The following is a 15,349-nucleotide window of genomic DNA, read 5'->3' as shown; positions in this document are numbered from 1 at the left end:
ACCTTTGACAATCCTACCGTATCCCTACTATATCGACTTGTTATGATAGTCAACCAATACATCGTATCTCCTGCTATTGTTAGTGAAAATTTCGATAACGAGGTAATTATTGTCAACATGAGCCGGGGACATTATTATAGCCTCCGCGATTCTTCCTTTCATGTTTGGCAAGGGCTCGAATCGGGTCTTTCACCAGAAGCCCTACTCGCTCATCTGACTAGTATATATGGAGTTGATACCGAAACGCTCCGCCAGCCCATTAGCCATTTCCTGAACCAACTCGAAGCAGAAGGCTTAATTCTTGAGGGCATCCCTGTTAACGTTAACAGCCCATCAATATCCCTGAACCCACAACCGTTTACGCCCCCTACTCTAGAGGTTTATACCGATATGGCTGATTTGCTGGCCCTTGACCCAATCCACGATGTTAGCCCAGTTGAAGGATGGCCCATTAAGAAATAACAGCCATGCAAACTCTAGCGGCCCTCCCAACTGCTCAGGCGTTTACGCAACAGCTTCTGGATCGTTGTTTGTCAAATCGACAGCAACCCGCTGCCCGCTCATTCCATTTTGGAAGCACAACACTAAACGTGGCTTTTATCGGAACAAATCATGCTGATTTTTTCACCAATGCCATTGCTCATCGGGAAATCCCTTCCAGCCCGGCAGATCTGACCGTTTTTGTCATAGACTATAAAACGTCGACCATCATGTTGCCCCCTCCCTGCTGGGACTGGCAGCAGGCAGATGGGCATGGAACGATTCACGGCTTAACGGATGGCTACGCGGGTTATTTCCAGCAGGATACCGGCGTATTTACCTGGGTAGCATATGCAGAACAGATCGCCATTGTGTGGGGAACCGACTTGACAACATTGCCCGAGTGGGAACGAAGTTTTCCGTTTCGTTATGTACTGCACAAATGGCATGAACGTACGAGTCGGTATGTGCTGGTTCACGCAGGGGCGGTTGGCACAGTATCCGGTGGGGTTTTGCTGACAGGTGCCGGTGGTGCCGGGAAATCGACCAGTACACTGGCCTGTGTCAACACAGCTCTTCACTACGCTGGTGATGATTTTGTGATGATTGACCTGGAGGCCTTGTTTGTACACAGTTTGTACAATGTTGCCAAGCTTAATGTGGATAACCTGCATCGTTTCCCACATTTTCAGCCACTGGTAGCTAATCCAGATGCAGCATTGGATCAGAAATTTCAGGTCTATCTGCATCAACACTATCCGGAGGCTGTCACGGCGGGTTTTCCGCTGAAAGCCATTATGCTCCCTCGTTTCTCGGGCACGACAACCACTACAATTCGATCAGCAACGCCCGCCGAAGCCCTTAAAGCGCTGGCCCCCTCCACCCTTGCTCTCCTGCGTGCCGATCAGCGTACCTTCCAGAAAATGAGTCAACTGGTTCACAAGCTGCCGCTTTTCTGGCTAGAGACAGGTACTGATCTGGCCCAGATTCCGGAACAAATTCTCAATACGTTACAATCCCTGTCAACTCATGAACCAGCCACTCGTTAGCGTTATTATGCCAGTTTATAATGCCGAGCGTTTCGTGGCGGAGGCAATTGCCAGTGTCCTGAATCAGGGAATCGAGTCTGTTGAAATCATTTGCGTAGACGACGGTTCAACCGATCAGTCAGCAGCTATTGTGCAGTCATTCGGACCCGTAGTACGATACTATCGCCAGGAAAACCAGGGACCAGCTGCTGCCCGTAACAACGCCTTTTCTTTCGTCAGGGGGCAGTTTGTCACGTTTCTGGATAATGATGACTTATTTCCGGCCTATAAATTAACACGCCAACTAGCTCTTTTTGAGGCCGATCCATCGCTGGAAGTCGTATTTGGAAAAACCCGGTATGTATTTCTGGATGGCTCCAATCCCGAACGGTTTCATTTCCCGGATCAAACGCAAACGGTCTGGAATATTCTGTTAGGTGCAGGGCTCTTCCGTACTGACGTATTTCACCGAATTGGCTTATTCAACGAAGAGCTAAAAATTGGGGAAGACCTGGATTGGTATAACCGGGCCAAAGAACAGGGTGTACACATTCAAACAACAGACGATGTTATGCTGCTCTATCGCCATCATGATACCAATTACACCCGCGATCAGGACCTTGTTAAAAGCACACTACTGAAAGCAATTAAATACTCGCTCGACAGACGACGTAGTGATGCGGGAGTTCGTACCCTGCCCAAATTCGCTGATTTCCGACAATCGCCAAATTCCGATACCCAATGAGTTTATCCATCAGTGTTGTAATTCCGGTGTATAATGCGGCACCCTACGTTGTGGAATGTATCGAGTCTGTTCTGGCACAGACTCGTCAAGCCGATGAAATCATTGTGATCAACGATGGGTCAACCGATCTATCGCTTGAAAAACTAGCGTCCTATGCCCAAAATTCTCTGATACAATTACACACGCGCGAAAACCGGGGCGTTGCGTATACCTTAAATGAAGCGATAGATCTGGCCTCGGGCGATCTGGTTACATTTCTGGACGCCGACGATGTCTGGGTTCCGGATAAGCTGCGTCAGCAGATCGCTTATTTACAAAGTCAGCCTGCAGTCGATGCTTGTTTTGGGCATGTCCGGCAATTTATCAGTCCCGACTTACCAGCTGATGTGCAGGCTGGCATTAGCTGCCCGCCACAACCACAACCCGGCTGGTTAAAGCAAACAATGATGATCCGGCGGTCGGTGTTTGACAAAACAGGTCGGTTCAATACGGCCTACCATACCGGTGACTTTATTGACTGGTTTATTCGTGCTAAAGAAGCTGGCCTACAATACCATATGCTCCCCAGCACAGTAGCCCTCCGGCGCCTACATCGTAATGGCCTGGCCTCGCAGGTACAATACCAGAAAGAGTTTGCCCATATTTTGAAAGCCGCTCTTGATCGACGCACCATTCACTAATTCCTTATGACCCGCAGCTTTACCCAATTCGACATCCATCCCGAACAGGTTCTTTTACTAAAAGCGGCCCTATTTCCAGCAAACGAAGCACTTTCTTGCTGGCAACTCTGGAAAAAAGCCCGACGGCTGGACCAATCCATAGCCACCCATGAGAACCTGCTACCCAGTATTTTCGACCCACTCGATGGCGATTCGCAACGGTTGATGCCTCTAGTGTACCGCAATCTGGAGAAGTCCGGTGATCCACTGATTCCGCACCTGCGAGGTATTTACCGGTACACCTGGATGACCAACCAGCGTTTTTTGGAGAAAATGAAGCAGGTGATTAATACATTGCATCAGGCCAAAATTGATACGATTGTGCTGAAGGGAATACCGCTTTCACTCCTGTATTACAAGGATATGGGTGTTCGGCTGATGTATGACCTGGACGTGTTAGTACCAACTACCGAGGCAGATCAGGCTTTACAAGCGCTGCTGGCAGCTCCTCTTGATCTACAATCAAGCAAGTTCGAGTATACATACCGCCATCTACACCATGCCATGCATTTGTGGGATACTCGAAAAGTCGATGTTGATTTACACTGGAATGTTTTATCTCAGCACGCTTACATGGGAGCAGATACCTTATTCTGGGCATCAAAACAGCCACTAGCTCTAACGAACAGCCTGTTCACAAATACGCTGTCGCCAACCCATCAGTTATTTCACAATTTCGTTCACGGGTTTGGCTGGAATACAAGTTTACCACCCCCTATACGCTGGATAGCCGATAGTTATGTCATTTATACAAAACCCGATAGTACGATCAACTGGCATGCATTGCTGGATATGGCAGAATGGTTTCAGCTTACCTATCCAATTCGGCAATCGCTGCGCCTATTACAGGCTGAATTTCAGCTGGCTTTGCCTGCTGATGTGCATGAGCGATTAGAAAAGATGCCGCTGAGCAGCGTTGAAAAGTCGTACTTTACTTTAGTGCGAAAAAAATCATCGAATCTGGTTAGCAAAGTGATTCGCGGCTTAAAGAGAAATCAGTTGGCCTATCAGTTATTTAGAAAAGGGAAACCTGTTCCTCCAATAAGTCACTGGATGTATGATCAGATACGGTTCCGGCTCGACTGGCCCAAACGTGATTTACCCTATTAATTGATGAGTACTCAGATTGCCCTGGTGGCATTGCTTACGTTTGTCATTCATCTAATAGCGAGCCTGTCTCTCGGTGTGCGGATTGTTGGCCTACGAACGTTGCGTTGGGCCGTCTCCTTCGCACTCTTCAATGTTATGGTGCTCGTATCGCGCTTAGCAAACACCTTACAGGCTCCATTACTGGCCAAAACTGTTGAAACAAATATTCGGGCGGGCCGTTTTGATGAAATCGCAGATTTTCGGTGGATTATTGGCTTTGCTACACTCGCTACACTAGTGGCTGGGGTATTTTTCCCCTCGTTTCAGCGCCTTATGACTCGAGCGGTCGATAGCTACTACCATCACCGTTCGATCGGAAAGTTGATCGTTCGAAGCGTTTCGCCCCGAGTCATGCACTCTATTCCAATGTATTTGAAATGGCCTGATCAGGCTAACTGGCAGACTGTTAGCAAAAATAGAAATGTACCTTTTTCTATTTTTGTACTCAATGTACTGGCCAACGCTATTATCACAATAAGTGTGTTGGCAACACTTTATGCTGGCTATCTGAATCCAAGCCTACGCTCAACAGCCGCGTCGATGTCGGGACTAATTAATGGAATTGCGACGCTTATGCTCGTACTTTTTATTGATCCGACTATCGCCCTGCTTGCTGATGAGGTAGGAGCCGGTCGATACAGTGAAGGCTATTTCCGGCGCTATATTATCCTGATTTTGTTCGCCCGAGTATTAGGCACAATTCTAGCTCAGTTTTTACTGGCCCCATTCGCCTATCTAATTATTTGGGTTGCTGAAAACCTGTATGGATAACGTCTACCAAAGACGTTTTCTGTCTGGACTTTAACGCCGTTCTTCAAATTCTCTTCAAATTTCATCACGTACTTGCCGATAAATTCTGCAATTGATGAAAGTCATCCTTCTTTTTACGCTATTCATAGTGGCCATTGCGCCAGCTTTCGGCCAGACCAGCCGTATTGTTCGGGTCGAAGACAGCCTAACTCATGAACCCGTTAGTGCCGCTACGGTTCGTACCCTTACGAAGTCAGTGATTGGTGCCGTTACGGACGTTACAGGCATTGCCCGTATGACCAACTTACCCGCCGATGTTAAAAACCTAACCGTGAGCGCTGTGGGTTATGAAACAGAACAATTTTCGATACCGGTTGGGACCGATACGCTTGTGTTTCGGCTGAAAGCGGTCGTTGAAGCCATCGACGAAGTGACTGTAACAGGAACACGCACCAACTCCCGCATCGAGGATTTACCCATTAAAGTGGAAGTACTGGGGCAGGAAGACATGGATGAGGAAAGCGCGGTAGTGCCCGGAAACGTGAGTAGTATTCTGGGCGACATTTCGATCATTCACGTTCAGCGAACATCGGCCGTTAATGGTAATCAGGCCATTCGAATGCAGGGACTTGACCCCAAATACACGCAGATTTTACGGGATGGTCTGCCCCTTTACGAAGGATTTTCGGGAAATCTTGGCGTCCTGCAGATTCCACCCCTCGACCTGAAGCAGATCGAAGTTTTTAAAGGCTCTGTATCAACGCTCTACGGTGGAGGGGCAATTGGGGGTATGATCAACATCGTCTCTAAATCACCCACCTCCGAGAAACCCGAATTTACGGCCCTGCTCAACCGGTCGAATCTGAAAGAAACGAATCTCAATGCCTATTATTCGCAGCGCTACGGAAAAACGGGCTTGACGCTGTTTACAGGCTATACAAATCAACAGGCTGTTGATGTAACGGGTGATGGGTTTACGGATAGTCCGCAGATTAAGCAGTTTAATTTCCATCCCAAGTTTTTCTATACTCCATCCGATCGGACAAAACTTAACCTTGGCTACGCCTTCATCAAGGAACACCGGGAAGGTGGCTACCTACCTGTTCTGGAAGGCGCTCAACCGAACGGCTACCAGAACATCACCGACCTACAACGCCACACCGTTGATTTTGATGCGAGTCATAGTACGTCGGAACAAAATACGCTGACGCTGAAAGGAGCCGTCAGTACGTTCCATCGGCAGAATACCGATTACCAGAAACTATCGGATGGACGGCAGTCGTCGATTTACCTGGAAGGCAATGATATTGCCCAATTCGGGAAGCATAAGCTTATTGTTGGCGCTAACCTGACTGTTGAAGCGTTCCGCAAGAACCCAGATAGCACTCGCCTTGTCGATTATACCTACCAAACCATCGGTGGGTTTGTACAGGATGATTGGCAAGTGGGCGAAAAGGTAGCCATACAGGCTGGGTTACGTCTGGATCACCATAATACGTTTGGCAGTTTCCTGTTGCCGCGGCTGTCGGTTAAGCTGAAACCTGCCGAACCCTGGACCGTACGTTTGAGCGTTGGAACGGGTTATAAAACGCCCAATTTATTCGTAAACCAAACGCCCGGTGCGTTAAACGTCAGCCTGATTTTTCCACGTTTGCTACCCATTGATGTGAACACAGTGAAAGCGGAAAAGTCCGTTGGGGCCAACATCGATATTGCGTATGCCAAATCGTTCGAAAGTGGCTTTTCTGTTCAGGTCGATCAGGCGTTGTATTACACCTACGTCAATTCGCCGGTGGTATCGGCCTTTGCCAGCACATCGAGTAATCTGGGCGCTTATACACAACTGATCAACGCGCCTTACAACATTCTAAGCCTGGGAACCGACACCTACGTTCGGTTAGAATACAAGGCTTACGAACTGTATTTCGGCTACAATCACACCCTCGCCCGGCGCGACGGGCCAACCGATAATACGTATTTACCACTGGCACCACAGGACAAATTCTCTACGACCGTAGCCTGGGAAAACGACCATTTCCGGTTTGGTATCGAAACCAGCTACGTCGGCACGCAATACCTTTATAACAACCAGAAAGTAGCGAATTACTGGTTCTTTGCCGGAGCCGCCGAATACCATTACAACGACCACTGGCGCCTGGTCGCAAACGCCGAAAATATGTTCAACATCAAACAGGCGAACTACGAAACTGTCGTACTCGGTACCAACCCAACGGTACAGCCTACCTTCCGACCCATCTGGGCACCGCTCGAAGGCCGGATTGTGAACGTAGCGTTGAAATACACGTTATAGAGATGTATGATATAGGATGTATCCTACATCATACATCTTCACTCCACCACCAGCACCGAGTGCAATGCCAATTGCGGTACTGTTACAGTCGCAATGCCATTTGCATAGCGAATCGGCAAATTTCGATTCTCGGGTTGCTGCACGATACGCTTTGGCTTTTTATCGGTACGAAGCCGAACAGTCAGGTTAGTCAGCGCGGGAACGTCGTCGTAGGTAAAGACCTGCGAATCGGCGTGGCGACCACCCGTATTGATCAGGTTTACCGCCAGTCGATTTTGTTGTCGATTCAGGACAACATGCACAAGATGCGAACCACTTACCTCGACCACCGGCTTCGGTAGTAATGACCGAGTTAAGAATGCGATAAAGTCACGCAGTTTGGCCGATTGATGTTTCTGATAATCGAGGCTCAGGTCGGCATACACAGCCGTTAATCGACCCTGACCAACTGACGTTTCTGTCGAAATTACCCCCGGTGCTGGTCCGTCGGCCTCCGATTTAAGGAATTGATCGACGGGTTTTGTGTCTTTACCCGTAATACGAACGGGCTGGAATGGACCGGTCAACACCACCGATGCGCCGTTATGCAGTACCCATTTAGGGCCAGTCGCCAATTTTTCTGCGGGTGCAACACCTAGTTCGTGCGCAAACGATCGGGTAGTTTGGGCACCCACAAGTAGCAAATGGCCACCCTGTTTAGCATAGTCGAGAAGCTCCTGACGAAATGCCGGATCGAGGGAGTCCTGCTGCGATACGACGATAACGGGATACTGATTCAATCGGCCCCGAAGGTGCTGTTCCGACAGTACCTCGACGGGCAACTGGGCATCTAAAAGAGCGGTCAGTACCCCGCCAATCCGCTGCGTTTGCCCGTTGCCAAACAGCGACTGATTAAATGCGCTAACCGTCGAATTTGCATAGAGAACGGCGATTTGTGGCACCGGTACACTGCCCTCGCAGAACGGTTGTCTATCTCGCACAAATCGACTTAACCCGGCCATAACCGGCAGTTCGCGTAACCCAATAGACGCATCGTGACTCTGTTGGTAGTACGCCTGAAATCCGCCCCCGAGCGAAATAATTTCGGCCGCTTCCTGCATCAGGTGAACCGCCGATTTCTGATCACCCTGTCGGTGCACCGGGCTGAATTCATACCAGAAACTCCACGACATCAAATCCCAGGGTTTGCGGTAAAGCTGGCCTTGGGCAGCCATAATTCGCCCTTCCAGTGCCGCCGAGTTCACACTATTACTGGGCGTCAGATCGCCCGACAGAAAGTCGACATTGGTGTTGATGGGTTCCGGCATCATGGACGAATAGGCCCAGTTCGACGCAATTCGGAAGGCGGGTCGGTGGCGGTGAACGGCATCAACATAATGCCCCATGTACTGAATAAACGACCGACGAGCGAAGGCTTTAAATGCGCCAAAGCCCGCGTCTTTCTCTGAACGCGGCACAGTTTGAATACCCGTCTCGGCCCGAAACTTCGCCAGTGCCGTTGGCGAGTAATCCAGCACCGTTGCCCAGCACTCTCCATCAACCCAAACGCCATCGGCACCATAATCAGCCAGTTCGTTCAATTGCGGAATCAGCAGCGAATCAACGTAGGGACCATGCACGGAGGTTTTCGATGCGTTGATACTGCCATCTGCTTTTTGAACCGCCCAGTTCGGGTGTTTCGCCAGGATAGCATCGTCGTACACGCCGGAATAATGCAGGTACAAGTCCACACTGTGTTTTCGCGTAACGGACCGATAGAATGCTAATGGGTCATTGACGATATGCGGAGCCACCGTTGCATTCGCCACCTTAGACGGGTAACTCGACACACCCGGATGCCCCTTGCAATCTATCTGAATAAAATCAGGTTTAACGGCTGTGAGCAATGAATCAAGGCTTTTTTCAGACAGGTTTCGGCCTATTAATGAGTCTGTCGCAACTGCATGAAAATCAAAATGCAGGCCGAAATACCGTTTTGAGTTAGACTTTACGTTCGACTGCGCAAGTAGCTGAAAACTGGAAAGGGCGAACAGAGATGCAAGAAGAGTGGACTTCATTTAAAGATAAAATTATCTTAAGATGAAATCATCGTACGATGATTTCATCTCGTATTTCAAAGTACGCGTTCTGGCGCGGGTATTTACCTGTGCCTTTTCATATAGTCAGCGTTTGCTGACGCCTACATAGCTAGCCGAAACGCCAGTGAATACTGGCTACATGAGAAGGCACGGGTAAATACCCGCGCCAGCCTTCCCTGCCTTCCCTGCCTTCTCCCGTTCCTCCCTCCTCCTTTTCTCCCCAAATTAATACTCCTGCGACAACGGATGTACCATGAATTCATCAATGACCACATGAGCTGGGCGGCTGACGATGAACAGCATCGACTCGGCCATGTCTTCGTTTTGGAGCCAACTGCCTCGTGAATCCTCGCGATGGCCTTTCGCGTGGAAATTTGAGTCTACCAGACCAGAATACACGCCCGTTACTTTGATGCCAAACGACCGGACTTCCTTCCGCAACGCACCAGTGAACGCTTCCTGCGCATACTTGCTGGCGGTATACAGCGACCCACCCGCAAACGTGCGCTTCGCTACGTCCGATGCGACTACCACAATGTGGCCCAAACCCTGTGCTTTCAGGCTTGGCAAAGCGGCTTTGGTTAGAATGAAGGTGCCTTTTACGTTGGTCGCCATTAGATCGTCCCATTCACTGACGCTGATTTCGTCTACGTTTTTGAAGATGCCGTAACCCGCGTTGTTGATTACCACATCGATGTGTTTGAACTGATCGAGCGCGGTTTTTACTACGGCTTCCATGTCCGATTCGCTGGTAACGTCGCCGGGTACGGCTACAATTTTACCGCGCGTATGGCCTTCAGCGGCTTGTTTTTCGAGTTGTTGTAGCTCTTCGGCGTTGCGGGCCGTTACGACTACGTTGGCGCCGTGTTCGGCTAACAGCAAGGCGGTTGCCCGACCAATACCTCGTGAGGCACCGGAAATAATGATGGTTTTGTTTTCTACGGTCATAGGATTTTTTAAACGCAAAGGTCGCAAAGGATAGCGCAAAGTTCACAAAGAAGTTTTCTGTGGGCTTACAGGCTTTATCGTAAACAGGCCATTTAATCAATGGATAATATTTTTTAGACGAGTCTAAAACCAATTATAGAACGCCTGCGTATCTTTGGTACAGCTTTGATAGAGTGATTCCCGCGAGTTAATGATCGGTTTGCTCCACATACATCGGTTGCGCGTAGCCCGTTTGCTGCTTGGCCTGTTTCTGGCTATGTGGCTCAACGGTGTGGTGTTTCGCCATGCGCACCGCTTGCCGAGTGGCAAACTAATTGTTCACGCCCACCCCTACTGGCCTTTTGGGAAAGGCCCGATTCTCCCCAATAACCACACAGCTCAGGAAATTCTGCTGCTCGATCTGGCAGCTAACCTACCCGTTGTTGTTGGTAGTTTTTTTGCATTTCTATTTCTGCTGCGGGAGCGTTTGCAGTCGGTTTTCCTGTTCAGGAACCGCTCCTTTCAGTCTCATTTCCGATTTCGCTGCTTCTCTCACCGGGGTCCACCCGTCGTTTGGTAATTTCCTGATTGGCACACATCGGTCTCCGGGTCGATGCCTTGTGCTGTATTTCCTGGAGTACTCCACCAAACGATTTCATCCTGAATGAAGAATTTTTTCCTGCTGATTAGTCTCGGGCTGCATGGCCTTGGACTAAGCGAAGGGTTGCTGTATGCGCAGCCATCTCCCACCCGACTAATCCGTGGATCGGTGACCGATGCCGATAGCCACAAACCCATTCCATTTGGCAACATAAGCCTGATTGGCCAGAATAAAGGGGCCATTACCGACGCCCGAGGGCAGTTTTCTCTGTCCATCAAAGCAGATACGTTAGCCCATGAGCTGATTATTTCCTGCGTCGGCTACAAATCCGATACACTTGAGGTTAGCGCTAAAACAGACCAGTACAACGCAGTTTTACTCCCCGTTGTAAACGCCCTTAACGAGGTTGTTGTCACGGGGGTAACGCGGGGTACCCTCCTGCGCCAGAACCCCGTAGCCATTCTGGCTATTTCTGCACGATCCATCGAGAGTTCAAGCAGTAGCAATATCATTGACGTACTGGTAAAGAACGCACCAGGTCTGAACGCGGTTAAAACGGGTCCTAATATTTCCAAACCCTTCATCCGCGGTCTTGGCTACAACCGCGTGCTGACTCTCTATGATGGTGTTCGGCAGGAAGGGCAGCAGTGGGGCGATGAACACGGCGTTGAGGTCGATAATTACAACATCAACCGGGCCGAAGTAATCAAAGGTCCGGCCAGTTTGATGTATGGTTCCGATGCCCTGGCGGGCGTAGTCAGCATGATGCCGAATTATCCAAAAGATACCGAAGGCAAGCTCAAGGTCGGCTTTGTAACCGAATACCAGTCGAATAATAGGCTACTGGGCGAGTCGCTTAGTCTGGCATCGGGTGGGTCGCGCTGGGCGTGGAATTTGCGAGGTTCTATACGAGCCGCTACCAACTACAAGAACAAGATTGACGGGCGGGTTTATAATACGGGGTTTTCGGAGCGGACGTTAACAGCCATGCTTGGGTACTCTGGTCATCAGGGCTACTCCCGTTTTGGCGCTTCGTTATATGACAATTTGCAGGGAATTCCTGACGGAAGCCGTGATTCGCTAACCCGCCAGTTTACCAAACAGGTTGCCGAAGCGGAGCTGGACGACATTCGAAATCGACCGATCGTGCCCGCCAGTGAGTTGACATCGTATACGCTTAGCCCGCTCCATCAGCACATTCAGCACTATCGACTCCATACCAACAACCACTACCAGATTGGCAACGGCGAGATCGATATACTGCTGGCCTTTCAGCAAAACGTCCGTCGGGAATACAATCACCCTACGCAGCCCGATCAGGCCGGTTTATTCGTTCGCCTGAACACTTTTAATTATGGGCTGCGGTACAACCTGCCCAACATTGGCAAGCTGGCAACAACGGTGGGTGTCAATGGGATGTATCAGTCCAATAAAAATAAAAACGGTACCGCTTTCCCCATCCCGGATTATAATCTCTTCGATGTGGGCACATTCGTTTTCCTGAAATGGCAGGCCGAAAAACTAACCCTGAGCGGAGGTTTACGCTACGACCGTCGGCGATTGACGGGTGATGATTTTTACATCCGAACCAATCCACGAACGGGCTTCGAGCAACACGCGACTCTGCCCGATACCGCCGGAGCAACCTTACAATTCCCCGCCCTTCACCAGTCGTTTACGGGTATTTCGATGAGTCTGGGAGCGACTTACGAATTCTCAGAAAAACTGGCCCTCAAAGCCAATATTGCCCGAGGTTATCGGGCACCGAGTATCACCGAAATTGCCTCTAACGGGCTTGATCCCGGTGCGCACATCGTGTATATCGGGAATCGCAATTTCAATCCCGAGTTCAGTTTGCAGGAAGACATTGGCCTGACAGCTACGTTTCCCGATGTCAACTTTGGCGTAAGCGTGTTCAATAATTTCATTCAGAATTATATCTCGCTCTCGCAACTGGTCGATGAGAAAGGCGAGCCGATTATCATTGTTCAGGGCAACAAAACCTATCAGTACCAACAAGCGTCTGCCCAGCTTTACGGGTTCGAAACGCAGTTTAGTCTGCACCCAACCACCTGGCGGGGCTTTACGTTCGACAATAGCATAGCTGTCGTGTATGGTTATAATCGGGGACAACGGTTCACGGATGCGGGTGTTCAGGGCCAATATCTGCCGTTTATCCCCCCCCTGCGCATTTCGACGGGCGTGAGTCAACTGCTTCCGACCAAGTCTAAATGGCTGACGGACGTTACGATCAAAGCCGATGTCGATTACAACGCCCGGCAAGACCGCTACCTGGGTCTGAACAATACTGAAACCGCTACCGGGGCGTATACGCTGGTCAATGCCGGTGCAGATGCGTCGATTCGCGTGAGCCAGAACAAGCCCACCTGGCACGTGGTGTTCCAGGTTAATAATCTGTTCGATGTAGCCTACCAATCGAACCTGAGCCGGTTGAAGTATTTCGAGTATTTCACGCAGTCGCCCAATGGGCACCTGGGTATGTTCGGCGTGGGCCGGAATGTTTGTTTGAAGTTGATTCTGCCGTTTAATTGATGAGTTTGAAGTTCGAGGTCTGAAGTCTGAAGTTGGTTGACGGACTATTGATGCGTCAGCAACTTCAGACTTCAGACCTCAATCTTCAAACCCATTACTCCTTCTTCTTAGAGTGCCGGATCATCTGACCAAAATCCATGCCCATAGACAAGCCCGTGACGGCCTGCGTCAGTCGTTTGGTTTTGGTTTCGATCGTTTTGGCGTCTTCAATCCAGTTGCTGAAGTAATTCTGGTGACTCGGGCTTAGTTTCCGGAAATGGGCCAATGCGGCCGGGTCATCCTCCAGGCAGTCGAGCAGGTCGGCAGATTGCGGCAAGGGGTCCGTGTCCAGCTCAAGGGTAACCGTGATTTGTGTTCCCTCTTCTTCTTTGCCCATCCCACGGCGCATACCCGCGTTAATAGGCATCATAAAGCCGCCGTCCGGATTCAGGGAGCGCCCCATCGGCAACAGGGACACGAGTTTGATCGGGTGATTATCCAGCGTACCCTTCACCCGAAACGCCTTTTTCTGACCGGGTTTCAGCTCGTCGCTGATGGCAAGTGGAATTTCGATGTACGTCCACCGGGTTTTATCACCTTTCTCGCCAAACTTTTGAAGGATTGTTGTAAATGTGGGCATAGACTATTCTTTAATCGGGGTGCAGTGATGGCAGTTACTTATAACCAACATTTTAGGACGGTTCGCCGTTGCGATTCTCACGTTCTCGCTTGGCTACGCCGAGTGAGGGTTATTAAAGGGCCTCTGGCCCGTTTTTGACGTGTTACTCCGGCCAGAGGCCGTTAAATCACTCGGCGTAGCCAAGCGAGAATGGTGAACGGTAGGGTCGTTGTAAATGAGGGCATACATTATTTGTCAGCTAACGTTCAGATACGCTGTGGTGTCGGTTACTTATAACCGCCATCACTGAAATACACCCCTAATACCGCGCCAGCGTTGCTTCTAACGACGTTTTCATCTCCTGCACTAGGCTAGCCGGTTTCAATACCGTCAGGTGTTCGCCGTAGCTGCGGAGGTGCATGAGCAGATCGCGGTTGGGTGCCAGTCGAAGGCGTATGACGCACTCGGTGTCTGTGTCGCTCAAGACTTCCTGCGTTTGGTGAATGGGTTTCGTCGTTACATAGCGACCAAACAACGGGCTGAACGATAGCACAATCTCTTCGACCGGGCCGTGGCTATCGGTTATACCGAAGATGTGCTCGAATAACTCACTCACGTTGGTCAAGATGGCGGGTGGTACGTCGCAGGGATCGTCCAGCAGTTCGAGTTCGCTCATACGATCGAGGGCGAAGGTTCGTTCGCCACCACTGGCCGCATCATAACCAATGACGTACCAGCTATCCGCCACTTCCCGCAATAAAATCGGGTGCAGAATACGCAGCTTGGGTCGTTCAGGTGTTATTAGGCTTGGGTCAACGGTCCGGGCTTTGGCTTTTCGTACGGCCATACTACCATTCATCGACACGGCATCCTCGTGCTTGAGGTAGCGAAACGCCACCTGCCGGTTCTGGTTCACCGCCCGAATTAACACAGGAACGTACTGGCGATTACCTCCCAGAATTTTCTCCTCGACATACACCACCCGTCGCGTAGGCGCATCGGTTTTTACCTCCCGAATAATGTCGAGACTCTGCCGCACACGTTGCAGGGCGTTATCCAGTTCGTCGGCTACCGATGCCCCCTGCGTAGCGGCCAATACTTCCCGCGCCTGTTCCAACGCTTCCATGTCGTCGGGAGTCAGCATTAAGTTCAGGAGCCTGAACTGTGGATTGCTGTAATAATAGCCGTTGGCCCGTTTGTCGTATTCAATAGGCGCATCGTGATCCTCACGCATTCGCTGAATGTCTTTTTCGAGCGATGAAATAGACCGAATTCCACACTTGTCCTGACACAGTTCAAAGAGTTTCTGCTTGGAGTATCGGCGTGGGTATCGGCTGATAATTTCATCAATAAGTCGATACCGTTGAAAGGCAGAACGCGTGATTGGCATGGAATACTATATTTATATTA

13 protein-coding genes are annotated in these 15,349 nt (G+C 50.1%); 9 read left to right on the top strand and 4 right to left on the bottom strand.

What is annotated here, in order from left to right:
• The first annotated feature begins 42 nt into the window (after nucleotides 1-42).
• From EXU85_RS05060 to EXU85_RS05030, 7 genes are all read left to right on the top strand, one after another.
• The gene (locus EXU85_RS05060; protein WP_142771025.1) at nucleotides 43-462 is read left to right on the top strand and encodes a PqqD family protein; all 420 of its coding nucleotides are present in this window, start codon (nucleotides 43-45) and stop codon (nucleotides 460-462) included.
• A gap of 5 nt (nucleotides 463-467) precedes the next feature.
• The gene (locus EXU85_RS05055; protein ID WP_142771024.1) at nucleotides 468-1,529 is read left to right on the top strand and encodes a hypothetical protein; all 1,062 of its coding nucleotides are present in this window, start codon (nucleotides 468-470) and stop codon (nucleotides 1,527-1,529) included.
• Entirely contained in the window at nucleotides 1,510-2,253 is a 744-nt protein-coding gene (locus tag EXU85_RS05050; RefSeq protein ID WP_142771023.1) for a glycosyltransferase family A protein, read from the top strand. Before EXU85_RS05055 ends, EXU85_RS05050 begins: the two co-directional genes overlap by 20 nt.
• Entirely contained in the window at nucleotides 2,250-2,933 is a 684-nt protein-coding gene (locus EXU85_RS05045; RefSeq protein WP_142771022.1) for a glycosyltransferase family A protein, read from the top strand. The genes EXU85_RS05050 and EXU85_RS05045 overlap by 4 nt, the downstream gene beginning before the upstream one ends.
• Nucleotides 2,934-2,939: 6 nt before the next feature.
• Nucleotides 2,940-4,082 carry a nucleotidyltransferase family protein gene (locus EXU85_RS05040; RefSeq protein ID WP_142771021.1) on the top strand — a complete coding sequence of 381 codons (1,143 nt, stop codon included), beginning with the start codon at nucleotides 2,940-2,942 and terminating at the stop codon, nucleotides 4,080-4,082.
• Nucleotides 4,083-4,085: 3 nt separating this feature from the next.
• A complete protein-coding gene (locus EXU85_RS05035; RefSeq protein ID WP_142771020.1) occupies nucleotides 4,086-4,892 on the top strand; it encodes a lipid II flippase family protein in 807 nt (268 codons plus the stop codon).
• 94 nt (nucleotides 4,893-4,986) lie between these two features.
• A complete protein-coding gene (locus tag EXU85_RS05030) occupies nucleotides 4,987-7,182 on the top strand; it encodes a TonB-dependent receptor domain-containing protein (RefSeq protein WP_142771019.1) in 2,196 nt (731 codons plus the stop codon).
• Between the two features lie 38 nt (nucleotides 7,183-7,220).
• On the opposite strand, the gene EXU85_RS05025 is transcribed toward EXU85_RS05030, so the two are convergent.
• On the bottom strand, nucleotides 7,221-9,239 hold the full coding sequence (locus tag EXU85_RS05025) for a hypothetical protein (protein WP_246859434.1): 2,019 nt from the start codon (nucleotides 9,237-9,239) through the stop codon (nucleotides 7,221-7,223).
• 246 nt (nucleotides 9,240-9,485) lie between these two features.
• Nucleotides 9,486-10,208 carry an SDR family oxidoreductase gene (locus EXU85_RS05020; RefSeq protein WP_142771018.1) on the bottom strand — a complete coding sequence of 241 codons (723 nt, stop codon included), beginning with the start codon at nucleotides 10,206-10,208 and terminating at the stop codon, nucleotides 9,486-9,488.
• A gap of 190 nt (nucleotides 10,209-10,398) precedes the next feature.
• Here EXU85_RS05020 and EXU85_RS05015 point away from each other — a divergent pair, with 190 nt between their 5' ends.
• Entirely contained in the window at nucleotides 10,399-10,767 is a 369-nt protein-coding gene (locus EXU85_RS05015; protein ID WP_142771017.1) for a hypothetical protein, read from the top strand.
• A gap of 84 nt (nucleotides 10,768-10,851) precedes the next feature.
• Entirely contained in the window at nucleotides 10,852-13,341 is a 2,490-nt protein-coding gene (locus tag EXU85_RS05010) for a TonB-dependent receptor (RefSeq protein WP_142771016.1), read from the top strand.
• A gap of 94 nt (nucleotides 13,342-13,435) precedes the next feature.
• Here EXU85_RS05010 and EXU85_RS05005 read toward each other — a convergent pair whose 3' ends face one another.
• Both EXU85_RS05005 and EXU85_RS05000 read right to left on the bottom strand, forming a co-directional pair.
• Nucleotides 13,436-13,960 carry a YdeI/OmpD-associated family protein gene (locus EXU85_RS05005; RefSeq protein ID WP_142771015.1) on the bottom strand — a complete coding sequence of 175 codons (525 nt, stop codon included), beginning with the start codon at nucleotides 13,958-13,960 and terminating at the stop codon, nucleotides 13,436-13,438.
• A 298-nt stretch (nucleotides 13,961-14,258) separates the two neighbouring features.
• Complete coding sequence (locus tag EXU85_RS05000; protein WP_142771014.1) at nucleotides 14,259-15,329, bottom strand: YafY family protein; 1,071 nt, start codon at nucleotides 15,327-15,329, stop codon at nucleotides 14,259-14,261.
• Between the last annotated feature and the right edge of the window lie 20 nt (nucleotides 15,330-15,349).

The sequence above is a fragment of the Spirosoma sp. KCTC 42546 genome (assembly GCF_006965485.1).
Taxonomy (GTDB): Bacteria; Bacteroidota; Bacteroidia; order Cytophagales; family Spirosomataceae; genus Spirosoma.
This window is presented reverse-complemented; position numbering and strand designations above follow the sequence as displayed.

Coding starts and splice junctions, on each gene's coding strand:
- EXU85_RS05060 (WP_142771025.1), top strand. CDS start 43: ATGATAGTCAACCAATACATCGTATCTCCTGCTATTGTTAGTGAAAAT.
- EXU85_RS05055 (WP_142771024.1), top strand. CDS start 468: ATGCAAACTCTAGCGGCCCTCCCAACTGCTCAGGCGTTTACGCAACAG.
- EXU85_RS05050 (WP_142771023.1), top strand. CDS start 1,510: ATGAACCAGCCACTCGTTAGCGTTATTATGCCAGTTTATAATGCCGAG.
- EXU85_RS05045 (WP_142771022.1), top strand. CDS start 2,250: ATGAGTTTATCCATCAGTGTTGTAATTCCGGTGTATAATGCGGCACCC.
- EXU85_RS05040 (WP_142771021.1), top strand. CDS start 2,940: ATGACCCGCAGCTTTACCCAATTCGACATCCATCCCGAACAGGTTCTT.
- EXU85_RS05035 (WP_142771020.1), top strand. CDS start 4,086: ATGAGTACTCAGATTGCCCTGGTGGCATTGCTTACGTTTGTCATTCAT.
- EXU85_RS05030 (WP_142771019.1), top strand. CDS start 4,987: ATGAAAGTCATCCTTCTTTTTACGCTATTCATAGTGGCCATTGCGCCA.
- EXU85_RS05025 (WP_246859434.1), bottom strand. CDS start 9,239: ATGAAGTCCACTCTTCTTGCATCTCTGTTCGCCCTTTCCAGTTTTCAG.
- EXU85_RS05020 (WP_142771018.1), bottom strand. CDS start 10,208: ATGACCGTAGAAAACAAAACCATCATTATTTCCGGTGCCTCACGAGGT.
- EXU85_RS05015 (WP_142771017.1), top strand. CDS start 10,399: ATGATCGGTTTGCTCCACATACATCGGTTGCGCGTAGCCCGTTTGCTG.
- EXU85_RS05010 (WP_142771016.1), top strand. CDS start 10,852: ATGAAGAATTTTTTCCTGCTGATTAGTCTCGGGCTGCATGGCCTTGGA.
- EXU85_RS05005 (WP_142771015.1), bottom strand. CDS start 13,960: ATGCCCACATTTACAACAATCCTTCAAAAGTTTGGCGAGAAAGGTGAT.
- EXU85_RS05000 (WP_142771014.1), bottom strand. CDS start 15,329: ATGCCAATCACGCGTTCTGCCTTTCAACGGTATCGACTTATTGATGAA.